At 66.6% G+C, this 19,998-nt stretch carries 17 protein-coding genes; 9 read left to right on the top strand and 8 right to left on the bottom strand.

The window, feature by feature from the left end:
• Positions 1-37: 37 nt before the first annotated feature.
• Positions 38-388: a hypothetical protein gene (locus tag ASC78_RS26965; RefSeq protein WP_082517473.1), complete on the top strand. Its 351-nt coding sequence runs from the start codon at positions 38-40 to the stop codon at positions 386-388.
• A 93-nt stretch (positions 389-481) separates the two neighbouring features.
• On the opposite strand, the gene ASC78_RS08040 is transcribed toward ASC78_RS26965, so the two are convergent.
• The 4 genes from ASC78_RS08040 to ASC78_RS08025 are packed head-to-tail and all read right to left on the bottom strand — an operon-like array spanning position 482 to position 3,283.
• The gene (locus ASC78_RS08040; RefSeq protein WP_055798996.1) at positions 482-1,315 is read right to left on the bottom strand and encodes a LytR/AlgR family response regulator transcription factor; all 834 of its coding nucleotides are present in this window, start codon (positions 1,313-1,315) and stop codon (positions 482-484) included.
• Positions 1,312-2,382, bottom strand: coding sequence for a sensor histidine kinase (locus ASC78_RS08035; protein WP_055798994.1), 1,071 nt, complete (start codon positions 2,380-2,382; stop codon positions 1,312-1,314). Before ASC78_RS08035 ends, ASC78_RS08040 begins: the two co-directional genes overlap by 4 nt.
• Before the next feature lie 28 nt (positions 2,383-2,410).
• Entirely contained in the window at positions 2,411-2,707 is a 297-nt protein-coding gene (locus ASC78_RS08030; protein ID WP_055798991.1) for a 2TM domain-containing protein, read from the bottom strand.
• Between the two features lie 54 nt (positions 2,708-2,761).
• Positions 2,762-3,283 carry a DUF6622 family protein gene (locus ASC78_RS08025; RefSeq protein ID WP_055798989.1) on the bottom strand — a complete coding sequence of 174 codons (522 nt, stop codon included), beginning with the start codon at positions 3,281-3,283 and terminating at the stop codon, positions 2,762-2,764.
• 227 nt (positions 3,284-3,510) lie between these two features.
• Here ASC78_RS08025 and ASC78_RS08020 point away from each other — a divergent pair, with 227 nt between their 5' ends.
• From ASC78_RS08020 to ASC78_RS08005, 4 genes are all read left to right on the top strand, one after another.
• Positions 3,511-4,842, top strand: a complete 1,332-nt coding sequence (locus tag ASC78_RS08020; RefSeq protein ID WP_055798986.1) for an efflux RND transporter periplasmic adaptor subunit — start codon at positions 3,511-3,513, stop codon at positions 4,840-4,842.
• Positions 4,843-4,885: 43 nt separating this feature from the next.
• Positions 4,886-7,993 carry an efflux RND transporter permease subunit gene (locus ASC78_RS08015; RefSeq protein WP_055799119.1) on the top strand — a complete coding sequence of 1,036 codons (3,108 nt, stop codon included), beginning with the start codon at positions 4,886-4,888 and terminating at the stop codon, positions 7,991-7,993.
• The gene (locus ASC78_RS08010; protein ID WP_055798985.1) at positions 7,990-11,232 is read left to right on the top strand and encodes an efflux RND transporter permease subunit; all 3,243 of its coding nucleotides are present in this window, start codon (positions 7,990-7,992) and stop codon (positions 11,230-11,232) included. The genes ASC78_RS08015 and ASC78_RS08010 overlap by 4 nt, the downstream gene beginning before the upstream one ends.
• 123 nt (positions 11,233-11,355) lie before the next feature.
• Positions 11,356-12,774 carry an efflux transporter outer membrane subunit gene (locus ASC78_RS08005; RefSeq protein WP_055798982.1) on the top strand — a complete coding sequence of 473 codons (1,419 nt, stop codon included), beginning with the start codon at positions 11,356-11,358 and terminating at the stop codon, positions 12,772-12,774.
• Positions 12,775-12,882: 108 nt separating this feature from the next.
• On the opposite strand, the gene ASC78_RS08000 is transcribed toward ASC78_RS08005, so the two are convergent.
• Positions 12,883-13,248 (bottom strand): SPW repeat protein, encoded by a 366-nt coding sequence (locus tag ASC78_RS08000; protein ID WP_055799116.1) that lies wholly within the window; start codon positions 13,246-13,248, stop codon positions 12,883-12,885.
• Between the two features lie 107 nt (positions 13,249-13,355).
• Entirely contained in the window at positions 13,356-14,222 is an 867-nt protein-coding gene (locus ASC78_RS07995) for a MurR/RpiR family transcriptional regulator (protein WP_055798978.1), read from the bottom strand.
• Between the two features lie 147 nt (positions 14,223-14,369).
• Here ASC78_RS07995 and ASC78_RS07990 point away from each other — a divergent pair, with 147 nt between their 5' ends.
• The 4 genes from ASC78_RS07990 (at position 14,370) to ASC78_RS07975 (ending at position 18,262) form a co-directional block, all read left to right on the top strand.
• On the top strand, positions 14,370-15,704 hold the full coding sequence (locus ASC78_RS07990; protein WP_055798975.1) for an aspartate aminotransferase family protein: 1,335 nt from the start codon (positions 14,370-14,372) through the stop codon (positions 15,702-15,704).
• A 56-nt stretch (positions 15,705-15,760) separates the two neighbouring features.
• The gene (locus ASC78_RS07985) at positions 15,761-16,678 is read left to right on the top strand and encodes a transporter substrate-binding domain-containing protein (protein WP_055798974.1); all 918 of its coding nucleotides are present in this window, start codon (positions 15,761-15,763) and stop codon (positions 16,676-16,678) included.
• 13 nt (positions 16,679-16,691) lie between these two features.
• Positions 16,692-17,357 carry an aspartate/glutamate racemase family protein gene (locus ASC78_RS07980; protein WP_055798971.1) on the top strand — a complete coding sequence of 222 codons (666 nt, stop codon included), beginning with the start codon at positions 16,692-16,694 and terminating at the stop codon, positions 17,355-17,357.
• Between the two features lie 80 nt (positions 17,358-17,437).
• On the top strand, positions 17,438-18,262 hold the full coding sequence (locus tag ASC78_RS07975) for an undecaprenyl-diphosphate phosphatase (RefSeq protein ID WP_055798968.1): 825 nt from the start codon (positions 17,438-17,440) through the stop codon (positions 18,260-18,262).
• Positions 18,263-18,309: 47 nt separating this feature from the next.
• Here ASC78_RS07975 and ASC78_RS07970 read toward each other — a convergent pair whose 3' ends face one another.
• Together ASC78_RS07970 and ASC78_RS07965 are read right to left on the bottom strand one after the other, a co-directional pair.
• Complete coding sequence (locus tag ASC78_RS07970; protein ID WP_055798965.1) at positions 18,310-18,999, bottom strand: response regulator transcription factor; 690 nt, start codon at positions 18,997-18,999, stop codon at positions 18,310-18,312.
• 191 nt (positions 19,000-19,190) lie between these two features.
• Positions 19,191-19,994: an alpha/beta fold hydrolase gene (locus ASC78_RS07965; protein ID WP_055798962.1), complete on the bottom strand. Its 804-nt coding sequence runs from the start codon at positions 19,992-19,994 to the stop codon at positions 19,191-19,193.
• Between the last annotated feature and the right edge of the window lie 4 nt (positions 19,995-19,998).

The raw sequence follows: 19,998 nt of genomic DNA, 5'->3' as shown, positions 1-19,998 counted from the left end.
CATGGGCGGGAAACGCCCCAACAAGGAGTCCTAGATCATGAGCCTCACACGTTCAACCTTCTTCAAATGGGCCGCCGCGGGTGTCGTGGCAGCCGGTGCATTGTTTGCGGCCACTTCGGCCAGCGCTCGCGGCGACGTGAGCTGGTCGGTGGGCGTGGGCCTGCCAGGGGTGGCAATCGGTGTGGGCGCTCCGGCCTACTATCCGGCCCCGGTTTATTCGGCCCCCGCGCCGGTGTACTACGCGCCGCCGCCCCCGGTTTACTACCGTCCGCCGCCGCCGGTCTACTACCGTCCGGCCCCGGTGTACTACGCTCCCCCGGCGTATTACGCACCGCGTGGCTACTACCGCGGTCATGGGCACGGCCACGGCCATCGCCACTGGCGTTAAGCCATAGCGCCTTCAAGGCGCGATTCGCAAAGTCAAAAAAAGCCGGCTCCCTTTGAAGGAGTCGGCTTTTTCATGCGCATTCGACTGTCGATTTCACATAGCGCGAAAGAGGTGGCCGTAAAGCCGGCTGACGGGAATTTTTTCGGGCCGCCCCTTCAGGTCCAGGTGCAGCTTGCCGGCCTCGTCGCGATGCACTGCCTCGATGGCCGAACTGCGCACCACCACCGCGCGGTGCACCTGCCAGAAGACCTCGGGGTCGAGCTGGGTCAGCAGCTGCTTGAGCGGCGTGCGAATCAGGTATTCGTGCGTGGCGGTGAGCACGCGGATGTATTTGTCCGCCGCCTCGAAATACAGCACCTCGTCGATCGGCACCATGCGCACGGTGCTGCCGCCGGCTTCGCTGGCTGCAATCATCCGGAGCGGGGCGGTGGCTGGTGCCTGTGCGCCGCCGGACGCAGCCGAAAGCACCTGGCGCCATTGCGCAAGGGTTTGCTCCAACACTTCGTCGGCTCCGTGCGGGGCCGGTTTCGATGGCTGCTGCGCGGTCAACGCCTGCTGCAGCCGCAGCACGGTCTTGCGCAGGCGTTCGGGCTGAACGGGCTTGAGCACGTAGTCGATGGCCTGAGTCTCGAAGGCACGGGCGGCGTATTCGTCATAGGCGGTCACGAAGACGAGTTGTGGCATGGGCGCCTCCTCGGTGGGCCAGCTGTCGGCCAACTCGGCGGCCGCGCCCAGGCCGTCCAGACCCGGCATACGGATGTCGAAGAACAGCACCTGCGGCAGCAGGCGCAGCGCCTCGCGCACGGCACCGCGGCCGTCGCCGGTGATGGCAAGCACCTGCAGTTCGGGCCATGCAGCGGCCAGTTCGGCCTTGAGCGCCTGGGCGAGCAGGGGCTCGTCTTCGGCAATGAGGGCGGTGGGGTTCATGTGCGTGGCGGCAAGGGAAAGCTGATGATGGTGCGGGTCCCGCCCGCGGGCCCGGGGGCAACGCTCATTTGGCCCTGGTCTCCATACATGGTGGCCAGCCGCTCGCGGACCTGCGCGAGCCCGAAGCCATTGCCTTCCGCAGCAGGCCGGTCCGCCTCGAGGCCGACGCCGGTGTCGCTCACTTCGATGACCAGCCGGCCGGCGTCCTGGTGCGCACGCACGGCGATGCGGCCACCTTCGATCTTGGGTTCGAGCCCGTGGTGGATGCTGTTTTCCACCAGCGGCTGAAGCAGCAGCGGCGGCACGGGCGTGTCGCGCAGATCTTCAGGCAGGTCGAGCGTGTAGCGCAGGCGCTCGCCCATGCGAACGGACATCAGCTCGAGGTAGTCGGCCAGCCGGTCGAACTCGGCCGAAAGCGGATGCGCCAGCGCGCGCGAGCCGCTGAGCGTCATGCGCAGGTAGTTGTTCAGGCGGTCGAGCATGGCAATGGCGCGGGGCGGATCGGTTGCGATCAGCGCGCGCAGGTTGGCCAGCGTGTTGAACAGCATGTGCGGCTCGAGCTGGGTCTCGAGCAGCTTGAGCCTCGCCTCGGTGGCATTGCGCTGCGCCAGTTCGATCTGGCGGCGCATGTGCTTGGTCCGGCCGAGGCTGTAGAAGAAGAAGCACATGCAGACCGTGGCCGTCAGCGTGATGATGATCGTGGTGGCAAGCTTGCGCTCCGTGAAGCTGCGGAAGTCGAGCAGGGGCTGGTTCGTCCATGCATCGCCGATGGCGTTGCCTCCCAGAAAACCGACCGTCACACCGCCTGCCACCAGCAGGTAGCCCCAGGGGCCGGACGGCCAGAGAATTTCCTTGTGGCCACTGATCAGCAGCCGGCCCACGTCGATGAAGAGCCAGCTGATCAGCCCGATCGAGAGTGAATACACCATCTGCACGCCCCAGCTCCCGTGCTGCGTGATGGCCAGCGCCGCGGCAATGAAGCAGCAGAAGACGACGGTGATCAGGCCATGCCGAAGCATGCCCCGCACGTTCTCCGCACGGAAGCGAGGGAGCGCGTCAACGCTCATCGGGTGCACCCTAGGCGTTGCGCGCCGCTCACCCGCGCTCCCCGGAGCGCAGCGCGCGCCGCTCGCGCTCCACCAGCCGGTGATAGAAATTGCCGCCAGGCGCAACGAACCAGATCACGGCGCCGTGAATCAGCAGGCCCAGGCCCCAGCCCATGAGCGGGTAGACCGCCCAGGTATGGCCGCGCGATGCCGAGAGGGCCACCAGCCCTAGGTTGACCAGCACGTAGACGAAGGCATGGATGTACCAGCCCATCTTGGCGCCTGCGCGTCGGCGGGCGAGCTTCTCGACGTCGTGGGTGGAAGAGGTTGCTTGTGTGGGGTTCATGACAGTTCTCCGATAACGAACGATGAGGGGCAGTCGATGAATCGGCTGGCGATCTTAGGCCGCGCGGGCTCCCACGGCCACGGCATCGGTGCGGATGGCCAGCTTCCACAGCCGTACGGCCCGCGCCGCGAAAATGCCGCTGAAGGCGCCGTACAGCATGGGGATTGCGACGGCGAAGCTGGCCTGCTGGCGCAGTTCAGGGTGCATGGCCAAGGCCGCGCCCACCACATACTTGGTGAAGAAGATGCCCATCATCAGCACCAGCGGCACCGCGCTGCCCGCCACATGGAACTCACGTGCGGTCCGGTCGTAGCGCGTGCTGGCGGGCAGGGCCTGCTGCAGCACCAGCAGGATCAGCGCAGCAGCCGCCACGGCCCAGCCGAGCAGGGCGCCGGGCGAATCGCCAAAGGCCGAGATCACGCCGGCCAACGAAAGGCCGGTCATGGCAATCGGCATCACCGTCACCTTGGCCAGGCTGACACTGCCGGACATCAGCTGCTTGCAGCCGAGCCACAGAAGCAGCACGAAAACGGCGAAGACCCACTTCGGGGTGTGAAGAATGATTTGCAGCAGCATGGTGTTTCTCCAACGAAAACGTGATTCGATGGACCGGACTGTGCCGGCGACCCCACGCTGCTGCCACGGGCCTGCGACGAAACGCAGGCCGGCGGCGCCAAGTGCAGCGGCTTGGCGCGAAACGTGCCCTTCGCCTTAGCTTTACCGGCGCTTTACGCTTCATAAGACAGGCGCGCTACGATGCGGCGCTCCACTAGCAGCCGTACTTGGGCACCGCCACATCACACATGGAATCTCCGAACTCCGAGCCTTCTTCCGGCGATTCGCCTGCTGTTCAACCGGTACAACATTCCTCGTCCCCTCCGCCCCGGCCGCCGTCGCGCCGCAGGCGCTGGCTCGGCAGCCTGGTTGCGCTGCTCGTGCTGCTGGCGCTGGGAGGCGGCGCCTGGTACCTCATCAACCGCAAGGCAAGTTCCACCGGCGGGCCGGGTTTCGGGGGCGCGACCGTCACGGTCGGCCATGCCGCGGCGCGCGAGGTCGAGCTGCCGGTCACCATCGATGCGCTCGGCACGGTCACGCCGCTCGCAACCATCACGCTCAAGGCGCAGGTCGGTGGGGTGCTGACCGAGGTGCTCTTCACCGAAGGGCAAACCGTTGCCAAGAACCAACTGCTTGCGCGCATCGACCCGCGCCCCTATGAGCAGGCGCTGATGCAGGCCCGCGGTACCCGGCAGCGCGACGAAGCGCAGCTCGAAGCCGCGCGCGTCACGCTCGCGCGCTACCGCACGCTGCTGACTCAGGATTCCATCGCGCGGCAGGACGTCGACACCCAGGCCGCGCTGGTCCGGCAGCTCGAAGGCACGGTCACCACCGACCTGGCCGCCGAGGCCGCGGCCAAGCTGAACCTGGACTACACCCGCATCACTTCGCCGGTGGCGGGCCGCATCGGCCTGCGCGCGGTGGACGCCGGCAACACGGTCACGGCCAACGCGACCACGGGGATCGCGGTCATCACGCAGATGACCCCGATCGACGTGCAATTCTCGGTGCCGCAAGACCGGGTGCCCGACATCCAGGCGCAGCTTGCCAAGGGCGAGCCGCTGGCGGTCACCGCATTCGACCGCACCCGTGCCGTGACACTGGACGCGGGCACCTTCTCGACGCTCGACAACCTGGTCGACACCACCACGGGCACGGTGAAAGCCAAGGCCCGATTCGGCAATGCACAGACCACGCTCTTCCCGAGCCAGTTCGTCAATGTGCAGATGCTGCTGCGCAAGGTGCGCGCGGTGGTGGTGCCGGTGACGGCCGTGCGCACTGGCCCCAACGGCGACTATGTGTATGTGATCAGCGAAGACCGCAAGGTCTCGACGCGTCCGGTGAAGCGCGGCGAAGCCAACGTCGAGGTGGTCGCCATCACCTCGGGCCTGCGCGTCGGCGAGAACGTCGTGACCGAAGGCGGCGACCGTATCAAGGACGGCGCCGTCGTGCAGCTGCAGGGCGACCGGGCCGCGGCAGGGCCGCGCGGCGGTGCATCGGGTCCGCGCGGCGCACGCGGCGAGCGTGGAGAACGCGGCGAGGGCGGCGGAGAGCGGCGGCGCCAGCGCCCGCCGCAATGACGAGCAACCACGACACCACACGGAACCAGCGAGCGCGTCTGCGATGAGCCCCTCCCGCCCTTTCATTGAACGGCCGGTGGCCACGGCGCTGCTGATGGTGGCCATCGTGCTGGCCGGCCTCGTCGGACTGCGGCTGCTGCCGCTGGCCGCGCTGCCGCAGGTCGACTACCCGACCATCCAGGTGCAGACGCTCTACCCCGGTGGCAGCCCTGAGGTGATGGGCCGCACCGTCACGGCCCCGCTCGAGCGCCAGTTCGGCCAGATGGCGGGCCTCAACCGAATGAGCTCGGTGAGCTCGGCGGGCGTGTCCATCGTCACACTGCAGTTCGCCCTCGACCAGACGCTGGACGTGGCCGAGCAGCAGGTGCAGGCCGCCATCAACGCGGGCAGCTCGCTGCTGCCGGCCGACTTGCCGGCGCCGCCCGTGTACGCCAAGGTGAACCCGGCCGACGCGCCCATCCTGACTTTGGCCGTGAGCTCCGAGACCATGCCGCTCACCGAGGTGCAGAACCTCGTGAACACGCGGCTCGCGCAGAAGATCAGCCAGGTCAGCGGCGTGGGGCTGGTGTCGCTTTCGGGCGGGCAGCGCCCAGCGGTGCGCATTCAGGCCGACACCAACGCGCTCGCATCGGTGGGCATTGGCCTGGACACGCTGCGCAGCGCCATCACCGCGGCCAACGCCAACAGCGCCAAGGGCAGCTTCGACGGGCCGAGGCGGTCCTACACCATCAATGCCAACGACCAGCTCGTGACGGCGGACGACTACAAGAACCTCATCGTCGCGTGGAAAAACGGCGCACCAGTGCGGATGACCGACGTGGCGCGCGTGGTCGACGGCGCCGAGAACACGCAGCTCGGCGCCTGGGCCGCACTGCGCGCCGGCGAGCAGCAGACTACGCTTTACCCGGCCATCATCCTGAACGTGCAGCGCCAACCCGGCGCCAACGTCATCGGCACGGTCGACGCCATCAAGAAGCAATTGCCCGAACTCGAGGCCTCGCTGCCCGGCTCGATCAAGGTGGAGGTGCTGAGCGACCGCACCACCGGCATTCGCGCCTCGGTCTCGCACGTGCAGCTCGAGCTCGGGCTGGCCGTGGTGATGGTGGTGCTGGTGATCTTCTTCTTTTTGCACAGCGTGCGCGCCACCATCATCGCGAGCCTGGCGGTGCCGATCTCGCTCATTGGCACCTGCGGGCTGATGTACCTGCTGGGCTACAGCCTCAACAACCTGAGCCTGATGGCGCTGACCATTGCCACCGGCTTCGTGGTGGACGACGCGATCGTGATGATCGAGAACATCGCGCGCTACCTCGAAGAGGGCGATCCGCCGTTCAAGGCCGCGCTCAAGGGAGCCACGCAAATCGGCTTCACCATCATTTCGCTCACGGTGTCGCTCATCGCGGTGCTTATTCCGCTGCTGTTCATGGGCGACGTGGTGGGTCGGCTGTTCCGCGAATTCGCCGTCACGCTGGCCATCACCATCCTGATCTCCGCCGTGGTGTCGCTCACGCTGGTGCCGATGATGTCGGCGCGCTGGCTCAAGCCGCAGGCCGAAGAGGGCGGACGCTTCGGTGCCAGCGTGCAGCGCTTCTTCGATCGCGTGATTTCTCGCTACGACGTGTGGCTGCAATGGGTGCTGCGCCACCAGCCGCTGACGCTCATCGTGGCGCTGGCCACGCTGGCGCTCACGGTGCTGCTCTACGTGGTGATTCCGAAGGGTCTTTTCCCGACGCAGGACACCGGGCAGCTGCAGGCACGCATCGAGGCGGCGCAGGATGTGTCGTACACGCGAATGGCCGAGCTGCAGCAGCAAGCCGCCAAGGCCATCCTGGCCGACCCCGAGGTGGCCAGCGTGAGCTCGGTGGTGGGCGTTGACGCCGCCAACAACACGGCGCTCAACACCGGCAGCATGCTCATCAACATGCGCGCCGACCGCGGCAACCAGGAAGCCATCATGCAGCGCCTGCGCGAGCGCGTGCGCGCCGTGGCCGGTGTCACGCTTTATCTGCAGCCGACGCAAGACCTGACCATCGACGCCGAAACCGGCCCGACCGAATTCCGCGTCTCGCTCGAAGGGGTGGACACCAAGACCGTCGATACCTGGGCGCAAAAGCTGGTGGAACGCCTTCGCTCCGAACCGCTGGTGCGCAATCCCACCACCACAGCGGGTGCGCAGGGCCTGGCCGCTTACGTGGACATCGACCGCAACACGGCCTCGCGCCTCTCCGTCACGGCCAGCTCGGTGGACGACACGCTCTACAGCGCCTTCGGCCAGCGCATCGTCTCGACCATCTTCACCGAAACCAACCAGTACCGCGTGATTCTGGAGGCGCAGCGCGAAGCGCTGGCCTCGCCGCAATTGCTGGGTAACCTGCAGCTGCGCACCGGCAGCGGCGGCGCCACCACGCTGTCGTCGATTGCCACGGTGCGCGAGCAGCCGGCCCCGCTTCAGGTGACGCACGTGGCGCAGTATCCGGCCGCCACCGTGGGCTTCGACACGGCGGAGGACGTCGCGCTTGGAAAATCCGTGGCGGCCATTCGCGCGGCAGCCAAGGAAATCGGCATGCCGTCGAGCATGACCATGACTTTCCTGGGTGCGGCGGGCGCTTACGAAAAGTCGCTGTCCAACCAGCTGTGGCTCATTCTGGCGGCGGTGGTGTGCGTGTACATCGTGCTTGGCGTTCTGTATGAGAGCTACATCCATCCGCTGACGATTCTTTCGACACTGCCCTCGGCCGGCGTGGGCGCGCTGCTCGCGCTGATGGTCACCGGCAACGACCTGGGCGTGATCGGCATCATCGGCATCATCCTCTTGATCGGCATCGTGAAGAAGAACGCGATCATGATGATCGACTTTGCCATCGACGCCGAGCGGCGCGAGGGCAAGTCGCCGCAGGAGGCCATCCATCAGGCGGCATTGCTGCGCTTCCGGCCCATTTTGATGACCACGCTGGCGGCGCTTTTCGCGGCGCTGCCGCTGATGTTCGGCTGGGGCGAGGGCGCAGAGCTGCGCCGGCCGCTGGGCCTGGCGATCTTCGGCGGGCTGGTGGTGAGCCAGGTGCTCACGTTGTTCACCACGCCGGTGGTCTACCTGGCATTCGACCGGCTGGGCCGCCGCTTCCGGCCCAAGCGGGAGGCCGCACCCGCATGAACCTCTCCAGGCCTTTCGTCGAACGTCCGATTGCCACGGTCCTCTTGACCATCGGCATCGCGCTGGCCGGGATTGCCGGGTTCTTCGTGCTGCCTGTGTCGCCGTTGCCGCAGGTCGACTTTCCCACCATCTCGGTGACGGCCAGCCTCGCGGGTGCGAGCCCGAGCACCATGGCATCGAGCGTGGCCACGCCGCTGGAACGGCGGCTCGGCGTGATTGCGGGGGTCAACGAACTCACCTCGACCAGCTCGAACGGCTCGACCCGCATCAGCCTGCAGTTCGATCTCAAGCGCAACATCGACAGCGCCGCGCGCGAAGTGCAGGCCGCAATCAACGCGGCGCGGGCCGACCTGCCAGCCACCTTGCGCAGCAACCCGACCTACCGCAAGCGCAACCCGACGGCCGCGCCCATCGCGATCCTTGCGCTCACCTCCAAGACGCGCACGCCGGGCCAGATCTACGAGGCTGTGTCCAACATCGTGAGCCAGAAGGTCTCGCAGGTGGAGGGCGTGGGCGAGGTCGAGATCGGCGGCGGCTCGCTGCCAGCCGTGCGAGTGGAGCTCGAGCCTTTTTCGCTCAACCGCTATGGCATCAGCAGCGAAGACGTGCGCGCCGCCATCCAGGCCAACAATGCCAACCGGCCCAAGGGCGCGATCGAGAACGACGACCGCCGGCTGCAAATCTACACGCCGTCGCCGGGCCGCCACGCCGTGGAATATCGCGACATGGTGATCGCCTGGCGCAATGGCGCGGCCGTGCGGCTGGGCGACGTCGCGCGAGTGATCGACAGCGTGGAGAACACGCGCACGCTGGGCCTTTTCAACGGACAGCCCGCGGTGATCGTGCTGGTCACGCAGGAGCCGGGCGCCAACATCATCCAGACGGTGGACGGCCTGCGCGAACTGCTACCCGAACTGCGCGCGCAGCTACCGCAGGACATCGAGGTGCAGGTGGCCTCCGACCGCACCAACTCCATCCGCGCCTCGCTGCGCGAGATCGAGGCCACGCTGATGATTTCCATCGCGCTGGTGGTGCTCGTGGTGGGCGTGTTCCTGCGCCGTGCGCGTGCCACCATCATTCCGGCAGTGGCCACGGTGGTGTCGCTGCTCGGCACCTTCGGCGTGATGTACCTGCTGGGCTACAGCCTCAACAACCTGAGCCTGATGGCGCTCACGGTTGCCACCGGATTCGTGGTGGACGACGCCATCGTGGTGCTCGAGAACACCAGCCGCCACATCGAGGCCGGCATGGGACGCGTCGAGGCGGCCCTGCGCGGCGCACGCGAGGTGGGCTTCACCGTGCTGTCGATCAGCCTGTCGCTGGTGGCGGTGTTCATACCGCTGCTGTTCATGGACGGACAGATCGGCCGGCTGTTCCGCGAATTCGCGGTCACGCTGTCGGTGGCGGTGCTGATTTCTCTGGTGATCTCGCTCACCACCACGCCCATGCTGTGCGCCATGCTGCTGCGCGCCGAGCAGCCCGATGCCAAGCCGCCCGGACGCCTGGCGCGCATGGCCGAAAGCGTCTACCAGTGGAGCCTTCGCACCTATGCCCACAGCCTCGACTGGGCGCTCGCGAGCAAGGCCGTGGTCATGGTGGTGCTGCTGGCGGTCATCGGGCTCAACGTGTACCTGTTCTCCGCCATTCCCAAGGGCTACTTCCCCGAGCAGGACAACGGCCAGCTCAATGCGGGCCTGCGCGCGGATCAGAGCATTTCGTCGGCCGCGCTGAGCGAAAAACTGCGCCAGGCGGTCGACATCATCCACAAGGACCCGGCGGTCGATACCGTGGTGGGCTTCGCGGGCGGCAGCCGCTCGGGTGGCGGCTTCATGTTCGTCAATCTCAAGCCGCTGTCGCAGCGCACCGAGAAGACCTCGGCGGTCGTCAACCGGCTGCGGCCGCAGCTCAACCAGCTGACCGGCCTGCGCGTGTTCCTGAGCCCGGTGCAAGACCTGCGCATGGGCGGGCGGTCGAGCAATTCGACCTACCAGTACACGCTGAAGGGCGACAACCTGGCCGACCTGCGCACCTGGACCGCCAAGCTGGCCGACCGGTTGCGCCAGGAGACGGCGCTGACCGACGTGGACAGCGATCAGGCGGACAACGGCGTTGAGACTTATGTCGATGTCGACCGCGAAAGCGCCGCGCGGCTCGGCGTGACCTCCAGTGCAGTCGACAACGCGCTTTACAACGCCTACGGCCAGCGCTCGGTCGCCACCATCTACGACGAGCTCAACCAGTATTCCGTGATCATGGAATGGGCGCCGCGCTACCAACGCGCGCCCTTGGTGCTGAAGGACCTGTACGTGCCCTCGACACTCACCACCAGCACGACAGCAAGCGGCGCCACCATCGTGAGTTCGCTGGCCAACACCACCGACGCGACCACCGGCACCTCGACCACCACGTCGGCCAACCCGGCGCTGCGTACCGCGTCAACGGGCCAGGCGCTGGCTGCGAACACCACGCTCATGGTGCCGCTCTCGGCCATCGCCAAGGTGAGCGAGCGCGCCGTGCCGAGCTCCATCGACCACCAGGACACCGAGCTCGCGAGCACCGTCTCCTTCAACCTGGACGAGGGCGTCACGCTCCAGGATGCGCGGCGCATCGTCGCGCAGGCCGAGGCCGACATTGCCATGCCCGTGAACGTGCGCGGCAGCTTCCAGGGCACGGCGCTGGCGGCCCAGCAATCGCAGGGGCAGCAGCTGGCGCTCATCGTGGCGGCCATCGTGGTCATCTACATCGTGCTCGGCATCCTCTATGAGAGCCTGATCCACCCGATCACCGTGCTGACCACGCTGCCTTCTGCGGGCGTGGGCGCGGTGCTGGCGCTGCTGCTGTTCCGCATGGATTTTTCGATCATTGCGCTGATCGGGCTTTTCCTCCTGATCGGCATCGTGAAGAAGAATGCGATTCTGATCATCGACTTCGCGCTCGAGGCGGAGCGCGCGCGCGGCATCTCGGCCGTGGAAGCGGTGCGCGAGGCGTGCCTGCTGCGCTTCCGCCCAATTCTCATGACCACGCTGGCCGCGGCGCTGGGCGCGCTGCCGCTGGCCATCGGATTCGGCCAGGGCGCAGAACTGCGCCAGCCGCTGGGCGTAGCGATCATCGGCGGACTGGTGGCGAGCCAGCTGCTCACGCTGCTGACCACGCCGGTGGTTTACGTGCTGCTCGACAAGCTGCGCCGGCGCTCCGGCAATGAGCGGCACCTGAGCCGCGCGGCAAGCTCGCCTGTATGAACCCCACCCCCGTCCCTCGCTCACTTCGTGTAGCTCGACTCCCCCCTCAAGGGGGCAACACCGGCGGCCCGGCAAAGCCGGTTCCGCGGTGTTCCCGGCCTCCGAGAAAATGAATCCCTTGCCATGACACATCGCACCCGCATCCCTTCGCTGTCCGCGCTCGCCTTCGCGGCCATGGTGGCCGGCTGCGCCGTAGGCCCTGCATACCAGGTGCCAAGCTCGGCCGCGCCCGCCGGGTGGAAGGAGCAGAAGACCGCTGAAGGCTGGCTCCCCGCCGCCCCGGCCGATGCGCTCGACCGCGGCGAATGGTGGAAGCTTTTCGGCGATGCCACGCTCGACGAACTGGCGGCCCGCGTGCAGGTGTCCAACCAGAACATTGCCGCCGCCGTGGCCAACTACGCGCAGGCAAAGGCTTTGGTGCGTGGGGAGCGCGCCGCGCTGTTTCCCACGGTATCGCTCGACGGCAGCGGCCGGCGAAGCGGCAACATCGGAGGCTCCAGCAATGCGTCCAATGCCTTTTCGGCCACGCTGGGGGTCGACTGGGCACCGGATGTGTGGGGCCGGCTGCGGCAGGCCGTGACCAGTGCCGAGGCCAATGCGCAGGCCAGCGAGGCCGACCTGGCCTCGGCGCGCCTGTCGGCCATCGGCGACCTGGCTATCAATTACTTTTCGCTGCGCGAAGCCGATGCGGAAATCGTGCTGCTCGACCAGACCATCGAGGGCTACCAGCGCGCCTTCGAAATCACCAGCAACCGCTACAAGGCCGGCATCGTGGCCCAGACCGACGTGCTGCAGGCGCAGACCCAGCTCGTGAGCGCGCAGGCCGACCGCGTCGGGCTGCAGCGCACCCGCGCCACGCTGGAGCACGCCATCGCCATGCTGGTGGGCGTGGCGCCGGCCGAATTCAGCCTGCCAGCCGCGCAGTGGACACCCACGGTGCCGGGCATTCCCACCGGCGTGCCATCGACGCTGCTGCAGCGCCGGCCCGACATTGCCGCCGCCGAACGCGCGGTGGCGGCGGCCAATGCGCAGATCGGCATTGCGCGGTCGGCGTACTTCCCGAACTTCGGGCTCAGCGCTTCCGTGGGCAGCAATGCGAGCCGCGTGAAAGACCTGTTCAATGCCTCCAACACACTATGGGCGCTCGGCCTTTCCGTGGCGCAGGTGGTGTTCGATGCCGGCGCCATCGGCGCGAGCGTCGACTCGGCCAAGGCGGCCCACGAGGCCAGCGTGGCGCGCTACCGCCAAGCGGTGCTCACGGCCTTCCAGGCAGTGGAAGACCAGCTGACGGCCGGCGCCGCGCTCGCGCAGCAGGAAGGCCTGCGGCGCGAAGCTTCGGCCGCCGCCGACAAGACGGAGCAGCAGCTGCTCAATCGCTACCGCGCGGCTCAGGTCAGCTACACCGAGGTGGTCACAGCGCAGGCAGCCGCTCTCAGCGCGCGGCGCACGCTGGTGCAGTTGCAGGTGAATCGCCAGACCGCCGCGGTGGCACTCATCCAGGCTCTGGGCGGCGGCTGGCAACAGCCCACCCCTCTCCGCTGAGCGGAGCGGACTGGCTGTGCGCGAGATGGGCGGCTGCCCATCTCCTCAGCCCCGGCGCGGATTGCGCGCGGAGCCGTTCTCCTTCACGGTGCGATGATGGCCATGCGCTCAGTGCGCGTGACTGTCCATCGACCCGCCGAGGTAGTCCTTGTCGGTCACCAGCACCCACAGCGCGAGCACCAGGATCGCCGCCGCCACGAGCACCGCATTCACCATTGCTTTCTCGACGGTGGCAAAGCCGAGCACCCAGGGCGACACGGCCAACCAGATGGCGATGGCGCCTTCGGTCCACTCTTCCCAGGCACGCGGGACCAGGGTCGCCCCCAGCGCCACGGCGCCTAGCACGATGCCTGTCGCCACTGCGCTCCACATTGCGTAAGTGACGTCCTGGAAGCCCAGTACCCAAGGCGAGATGATCAGCCACGCACCGAGCGCGACGCTGACCGGGTCTTGCCAATGTTTCACCTGCTTCATGGTCATACCTCCTGTCGCGGCACACAACCGCGACAGTCGTTCGACCATTCGGGCTAGATGGGGTTCCGCTATTGCGGCACCGCAGCACGCAGATTCGGCTCGGAGGCCTAATTTCCGCGCGTCACCGGCGGCACCAGGTAGGCCCCTGACTCGAACAGCTGCGCCTCGGCTTGGTCGATGCGCCGGATCACCGGCTTGCCCGCGCGGCTTGCGAGCAGTTCGACCAGCGCCTCGGTCACGGCAACCCCCGCCGCCACCGACGGAAAGAAAGAAGGGCTGTTGATCGTGAAAAGCAGCGTTTCGTCCGCCAGCAGCGACAGCGGCGACGCCACGCTGTCGGTAATGGCCACGATGCGGCAGCCGGCCGCCTTGGCCGCCTCTGCCACTTGCAGCGCCTCGCGCGAGTAGGGCATGAAGCTGGCCACCACCAGCGCGTCGCCCTTGGCAAAGGCGCGCTGCTGCATTTCGAGCGAGCCGCCCTGGCCATCGACCAGGTGCACGCTGGCGCGGAAGAGCCGATACACGTAGACGAACGAAAACGCGATTGGAAAGCAGGCCCTGAAACCCGCCGCATGCACGGCCGGCGCCTTCTCGATCAGCGCACAGGCTTTTTGCAGCGCCTGCTCGCTCTGCTGGTGCGTGGCCTCGAGGTTGCGGCGCTGAACCTCGAACATCTCGGCCGTCAGGCTTCGGTCCTGCACGCGGCCGATGAGTTGCTTGGCCCGCCCGCCATAGGTTTCGCTGCCCAGGCCCATGTCGCCGGCAAAGGCTTCCTTGAGTTGCGGCCAGCCCGCATAGCCCAGGTGCTGCGCAAAACGCACCAGCGTGGCCGGCGTGCTCTGCGCGCGCGTGCCCACGTTGCGCATCGATGCGGTCACCACCTCGTTGGGATGGTCGAGCACGTAGCGCGCAACCTGCTGCAGGGCCGGGCTCAACTCGTTGAAACGCTGGCGGATCTGTTCTCTGGCGCCCATGGCGGTGTCTCTCTTCTGGCGGTCGTTGGAACGAATGTACCGGACATGGAACGACGGAGCAGTTGACGGAACAAATGTTCCAAATAATAATCCGGCGGAAACGTTGGTTCCAAACACGCATCCGCCACCCACCGCCGCCCAGCCGCCATGACGCACGTCTTCCATCGCCACCTTCGCCACACGCCCCCCCTTGCCACAGGCTCCGGCGGCATGTTCATCCGCGACGCCGAGGGCCGCGAATACCTCGACGCCTCGGGCGGCGCAGCCGTTTCGTCACTCGGCCACGCGCACCCCGAGGTGCTGGCCGCCATGCATGCGCAGATCGACAAGCTGGCTTACGCGCACACCAGCTTCTTCACGAGCGAAGTAGCCGAGCAGCTGGCCGACGAACTGATCGCTTTCGCCCCCGAAGGCATGAGCCATGCGTACCTGGTGAGCGGCGGCTCCGAGGCGGTCGAGGCGGCGCTCAAGATGGCGCGGCAATATTTCGTCGAGATCGGCCAGCCGCAGCGCACGCACTTCATCGCACGCCGCCAGAGCTATCACGGCAACACGCTCGGTGCGCTGGCCGTGGGCGGCAATGCATGGCGGCGCGAGCCGTTCGCGCCCATCCTGGTGCCGGCCACGCATGTGGCGCCGTGCTACCCCTATCGCGAGCAGCGGGCCGATGAAAGCGCCGAGCAATACGGTTTGCGCCTTGCGGCCGAACTCGAAGCCGCCATCCTCGCGCAGGGCGCCGATCGCGTCATCGCTTTCGTGGCCGAAACCGTGGGCGGCGCCACGGCCGGCGTGCTCACACCCGTGCCGGGCTACTTCAAGGCCGTGCGCGCGGTGTGCGACAACTACGGCGTGCTGCTGATCCTCGACGAGGTGATGTGCGGCATGGGGCGCACCGGCACGCTGCACGCCTGCGAACTGGAGGGCGTGGTGCCCGACCTGATGACCATCGCCAAGGGCCTGGGCGGCGGCTACCAGCCGATCGGCGCGGTGCTGGCGCAGGGCAAGGTCGTCGAGGCCATGTCAAAGGGCAGCGGCTTCTTCCAGCATGGCCATACTTACCTCGGCCATCCGATGGCCTGCGCGGCGGCGCTCGCGGTGCAGCAGGTGATCCGGCGCGACGGCCTGGTTGCCAAGGTGCGTGAAGACGGCGCGTCCTTCGGCGCCATGCTGGCCGATGCGCTCGGCGGCCATGCGCACGTGGGCGACATCCGCGGCCGCGGCTTTTTCTGGGGCATCGAGCTGGTGGCCGAGCGCGCGAGCAAGGGGCCGTTCGACCCTGCCTTGAATGTCCACGCCGCGATCAAGAAGGACGCCATGGAGCGCGGCCTGCTGTGCTACCCCTTCGGCGGCACGGTCGATGGCCGGCAGGGGGACCACGTGCTGCTCGCGCCACCGTTCATCGCGACGCGGCAAGACCTGCGGGAAATCGCCACCCGCCTCGCTGCTTCGATCGACGCGGTGACGAGTGCCGCCGCGCGCTGACCACTGCCCAATTTCTTTCGCCGTTTTCTTCAACCGCCGTTCCGAGGAGCGCTCCCATGCCCAAGCTTCGTCTGCCGATTCCTTTCGGTGCTGCCGCCCTCGCGGCCGCCTTTGCCATCCTGCTGCCGCAAGCGGCCGCACAGGCGCAGGACAACAACGACACGCTCGCCAAGATCAAGGCAAGCGGCACCATCACCTTCGGCTACCGTGAGTCGTCGTTCGGCTTTTCATATCTCGATGGCAACCTGAAGCCCGTGGGCTATAGCATCGAGATCTGCAACCGTATCGTCGAGGCGGTGAAGAGCGAGCTCAAGCTGCCGGCCATCGAGATCAAGTACCAGGCCGTGACCTCGGCCAACCGCATTCCGCTGGTGCAGAACGGGACGGTCGACATCGAATGCGGTTCCACCACCAACCTGGTCGAGCGCCAGAAGCAGGTGGCGTTTTCGCCCGACATCTTTCGCTACAACGTGCGCATGCTGGTGAAGGCCGACTCGGGCATCAAGAGCATTGCCGACCTGCAGGGCAAGACGGTGGTCACCACCACCGGCACCACCTCGTTCCGCCTGCTGCGCGAGGCCGACAAAGGCCGCAATCTCGAGGTGAACAACCTCGGCGGCAAGGACCACAGCGACTCGTTCCTGCTGGTGGAAAGCGGCAGGGCGCAGGCCTTCGTGCTGGACGACATCCTGCTGGCCGGGCAGATCGCGAATGCGCGCAACCCGAAGGACTTCGTCATCACCGGGGAGAGCCTGCGCACCGAGAACCAGTCGCTCATGTTCCGCAAGGACGATCCGGCCTTCAAGGCGCTGGTGGACCGCGTGGTGTCGGGCATGATGAAGTCCGGCGAAATGGAGAAGCTCTACAACAAGTGGTTCATGTCGCCGATTCCGCCCAAGGGCATCAACATCAACTACCCGCTCAACGCAGAGACGAAAGAGGCCTTTGCCAGCCCGTCTTCGAAGGGCATCTGACCGCCGTTCCCGCATGACCCGCATCGCACTGATCCACGCGCTTTCGCATTCGGTCGCGCCCATCAACGCCGCCTTCGAGCGCGACTGGCCCGAGGCTGTGCGCATGAACCTGCTGGACGACAGCCTGTCGGCCGATCTGGCGCGCGGCGGGAGCGGTCTCGACGCCGCCATGCACGCGCGCTTTCAGCGGCTTGCGCAGTACGCGGTCGACACTGGTGCAGAGGGCATTCTTTTCACATGCTCGGCCTTCGGGCCGTGCGTCGAGGCGGTGGCGCAGCGGCATGCGGGCATTCCGGTGCTCAAGCCCAACGAGGCCATGGTCGCCGAGGCCGTGCAAGCTCAATCCGAAGGGCAAGGCAAGCTCGGTCTCATCGCGACCTTCGCGGCCACGCTGGTGTCGATGCCGCCTGAATTCCCGTCCGGCGTTGCGCTCGAACCCGCGTTGGCCGAAGGCGCGCTCGATGCCTTGAACGCTGGCGACACGCAGCGCCACGATGCCTTGATCGCCGCGCAGGCGGTGGCTCTGCGCAATCGCGGCTGCACGCGCATTGCGCTCGCGCAGTTCAGCATGGCGCGCGCACGCACGGCCTGCGAGCAAGCGAGCGGCTTGCCCGTGCTCACCACCGTAGACAGTGCGGTGCGAGCCCTGCGGCTGCGCGCCGGTCAAGTCCCTCGATAAGGCCCGCAACTGTCCGGGGACAGCTGAACCTGGCCTGACTCGATGCCTCGCCATAATTGACGCTCTTTAAAGGAGTAAGCGTGGACATCGTTTTGCTGGTGAAGGCCGCCGTCATGGGCATCGTCGAGGGGCTGACAGAGTTTCTGCCCATCTCGTCGACCGGACATCTGATTCTTGCGGGCTCGTTGCTCGGCTTCGACGACGCCAAGGCCAAGGTGTTCGACATCGCCATTCAGACCGGTGCGATCTTCGCGGTGATCCTGGTGTACTGGCAGAAGATCCATTCCACCGTGGTGGCGTTGCCGCGGCAGGCCAAGGCCAGGCGTCTCGCGCTCAACGTGATCATCGGCTTTATTCCCGCCGTGCTGCTCGGGCTGATATTCGGCAAGATGATCAAGGAGCAGCTGTTCACGCCCGTGGTGGTGGCCAGCACATTCATCATCGGGGGCTTCATCATTCTGTGGGCCGAGAAGCGTCCGCCGGGTTCCATCCGCATCGAGCACGTCGACGACATGACGATGTGGGATGCCCTCAAGGTTGGGCTGGTGCAGTGCTTCGCGATGATCCCGGGCACCAGCCGCAGCGGCTCGACCATCATCGGCGGCATGCTGCTCGGCCTGTCGCGCCAGGCGGCCACGGACTTCTCGTTCTTTCTTGCCATTCCGACGCTGATCGGCGCTGGCGCCTATAGCCTCTACAAGGAACGCGCGCTGCTCTCGATGGCCGACGTCCCGATGTTCTCCGTGGGGCTGGTGTTCTCGTTCGTCAGCGCGTGGCTCTGCGTGCGCTGGCTGCTGAAGTACATCAGCACGCACGACTTCATTCCGTTTGCCTGGTACCGGATCGCCTTCGGCATCGTGGTGCTGGCCACGGCGTGGACAGGCACGGTGGTCTGGGCGGAGTAGTCAGAAAGATTGCGCGTGCAACGCAGCACGGCCGCGAACCAACTGCTTCAAGAAAGCAGAACGGCCCTGTTGCTCAGGGGATGCGCCGAACCGGCCCGCGAGCCGAGCGCCAGCTTTCTGTAGATGTTGCGGGTCCGGCGTTCCACCGCGAGCCGAGGCGTCGAGAGCGTTTCGGCAATGTCGCGATGCGTGAGCCCCTGCACCACCAGTTCCAGCATGTTGCGCTCGCGCAGCGTCAGCATCGCCTCTGGCATGGAGAGCAAATCGCTGGCGTGCTCCGCATGCCACGCGAGAATGCGCCGGGCAATGCCCGCATCGATCAGCGCGCCGCCCTGTTCAATGCTGCGCAGCCCGATGCTGAGTTCGAGATCGTCACGCTCCTTCAGCAGATAGGCTACGGCCCCCGCGCGCAATGCCGAAAAAATGGCTATCTCGGTGCGCGACGAGGCAGAAATTGCCACCGCGGGCACTTGCGGGTGGTGGGTTTGCAGCCATTCGATGAGTTCGATGCCGCGGCCGTCCGGCAGCCCAATGTCCACCAGTGCGACTCCGAAGCGTTCGCTCTCGAGCAGATGCATGGCCGCCGCGTCGTCGTCGGTCCATGCGATCTGCGGCTCGTCGCAGCCCAGCATCGACAAAACGTAGTGCAAACGTTCCTGCATCGCCCGATCGTTTTCGACCACGAGGGGCGGGCTCAGCGAGATGGCTTCAACGGCTTCCGAAAGGGAAGTTGACATTTGTGCTGCATTCTGAAGCGACGGCCAAGGAACTGGGACGTTTTTACTTATTTTCAGTAAATCTTACCGATGTTAGCAATTTGTATCATCTGGTTTATCCCCGTCTTGACACTGTGCCAAAAGGCTTAACGGGGATTCCAGGCGAGAATCCATTGCCCCTAAAGCTCGGCCGCGGTCGGCCGGCAAACCGTTCAGCCAGCCAGGTTGCGCAGCGACGCCTCGATGGCCGCGGCGGTTGCGAGCGGCTTTTCCATGGGGAACAGGTGCGTGCCGTCCAGCATGGCAATGCGCCCCTTGGTGACCTGCTGGGTCATCTTCATGCCCACCTGCTTCATCTCGGCCGACTGGCGCCCGCCGATGAAGGCCACCTTGCACTGGAGCGGATTGCGGCGCAGCAGGCCGCTGAGGTTGTGGGGCAGGGTGTTGTAGATCGCGGTTTCCACGTTGCGGTCGAAGCTCAGCTCACGCGTGTCCTCGCTGTCGAAAGTGCCGTGGTCGATGTAGTCGTGCAACACCTGCTCGTCCCACTTGGCAAAGGCCTTTTTGCGGCGAAAGTGCTCGAACACTTCCTCGCGGTGCGCCCAGCGGTTCTTGCGCTGGCGGCTCACGGCGCCGGGCGACACGGTCTTCATCAGCGGGGTGCGCTTGACCAGGTTCAGCGTGTTGGCACGCCAGCCGCCGAGAACGGGCGAGTCGAGCAGCACCACGCCGCAGGCGAGCGCCGGATGCATGGCCGCGCACATCAGGCTCAAGAAGCCGCCGAACGAATGGCCCACCAGGAACACCGGCCCGCCGGCGCGGTCGGCCTGCTGCCGGGCAAAGTCGGCCAGCTGCTGCACCAGGTACGGCCAGTTGTCGGTGACTGGGTACTTCGGATCGTGGCCGAACTTCTCGATGGCATCGACCTCGAAGCCGCGGTTGCGCAGGCTGTCGAGAACGACGCGGTAGGTGCTCGCAGGGAAACTGTTGCCGTGCGAAAAAATGACCGGAGGCACGGGG

Origin of the sequence: Variovorax sp. Root318D1, assembly GCF_001424835.1 — a bacterium.
Taxonomy (GTDB): domain Bacteria; phylum Pseudomonadota; class Gammaproteobacteria; order Burkholderiales; family Burkholderiaceae_C; genus Variovorax.
This window is presented reverse-complemented; position numbering and strand designations above follow the sequence as displayed.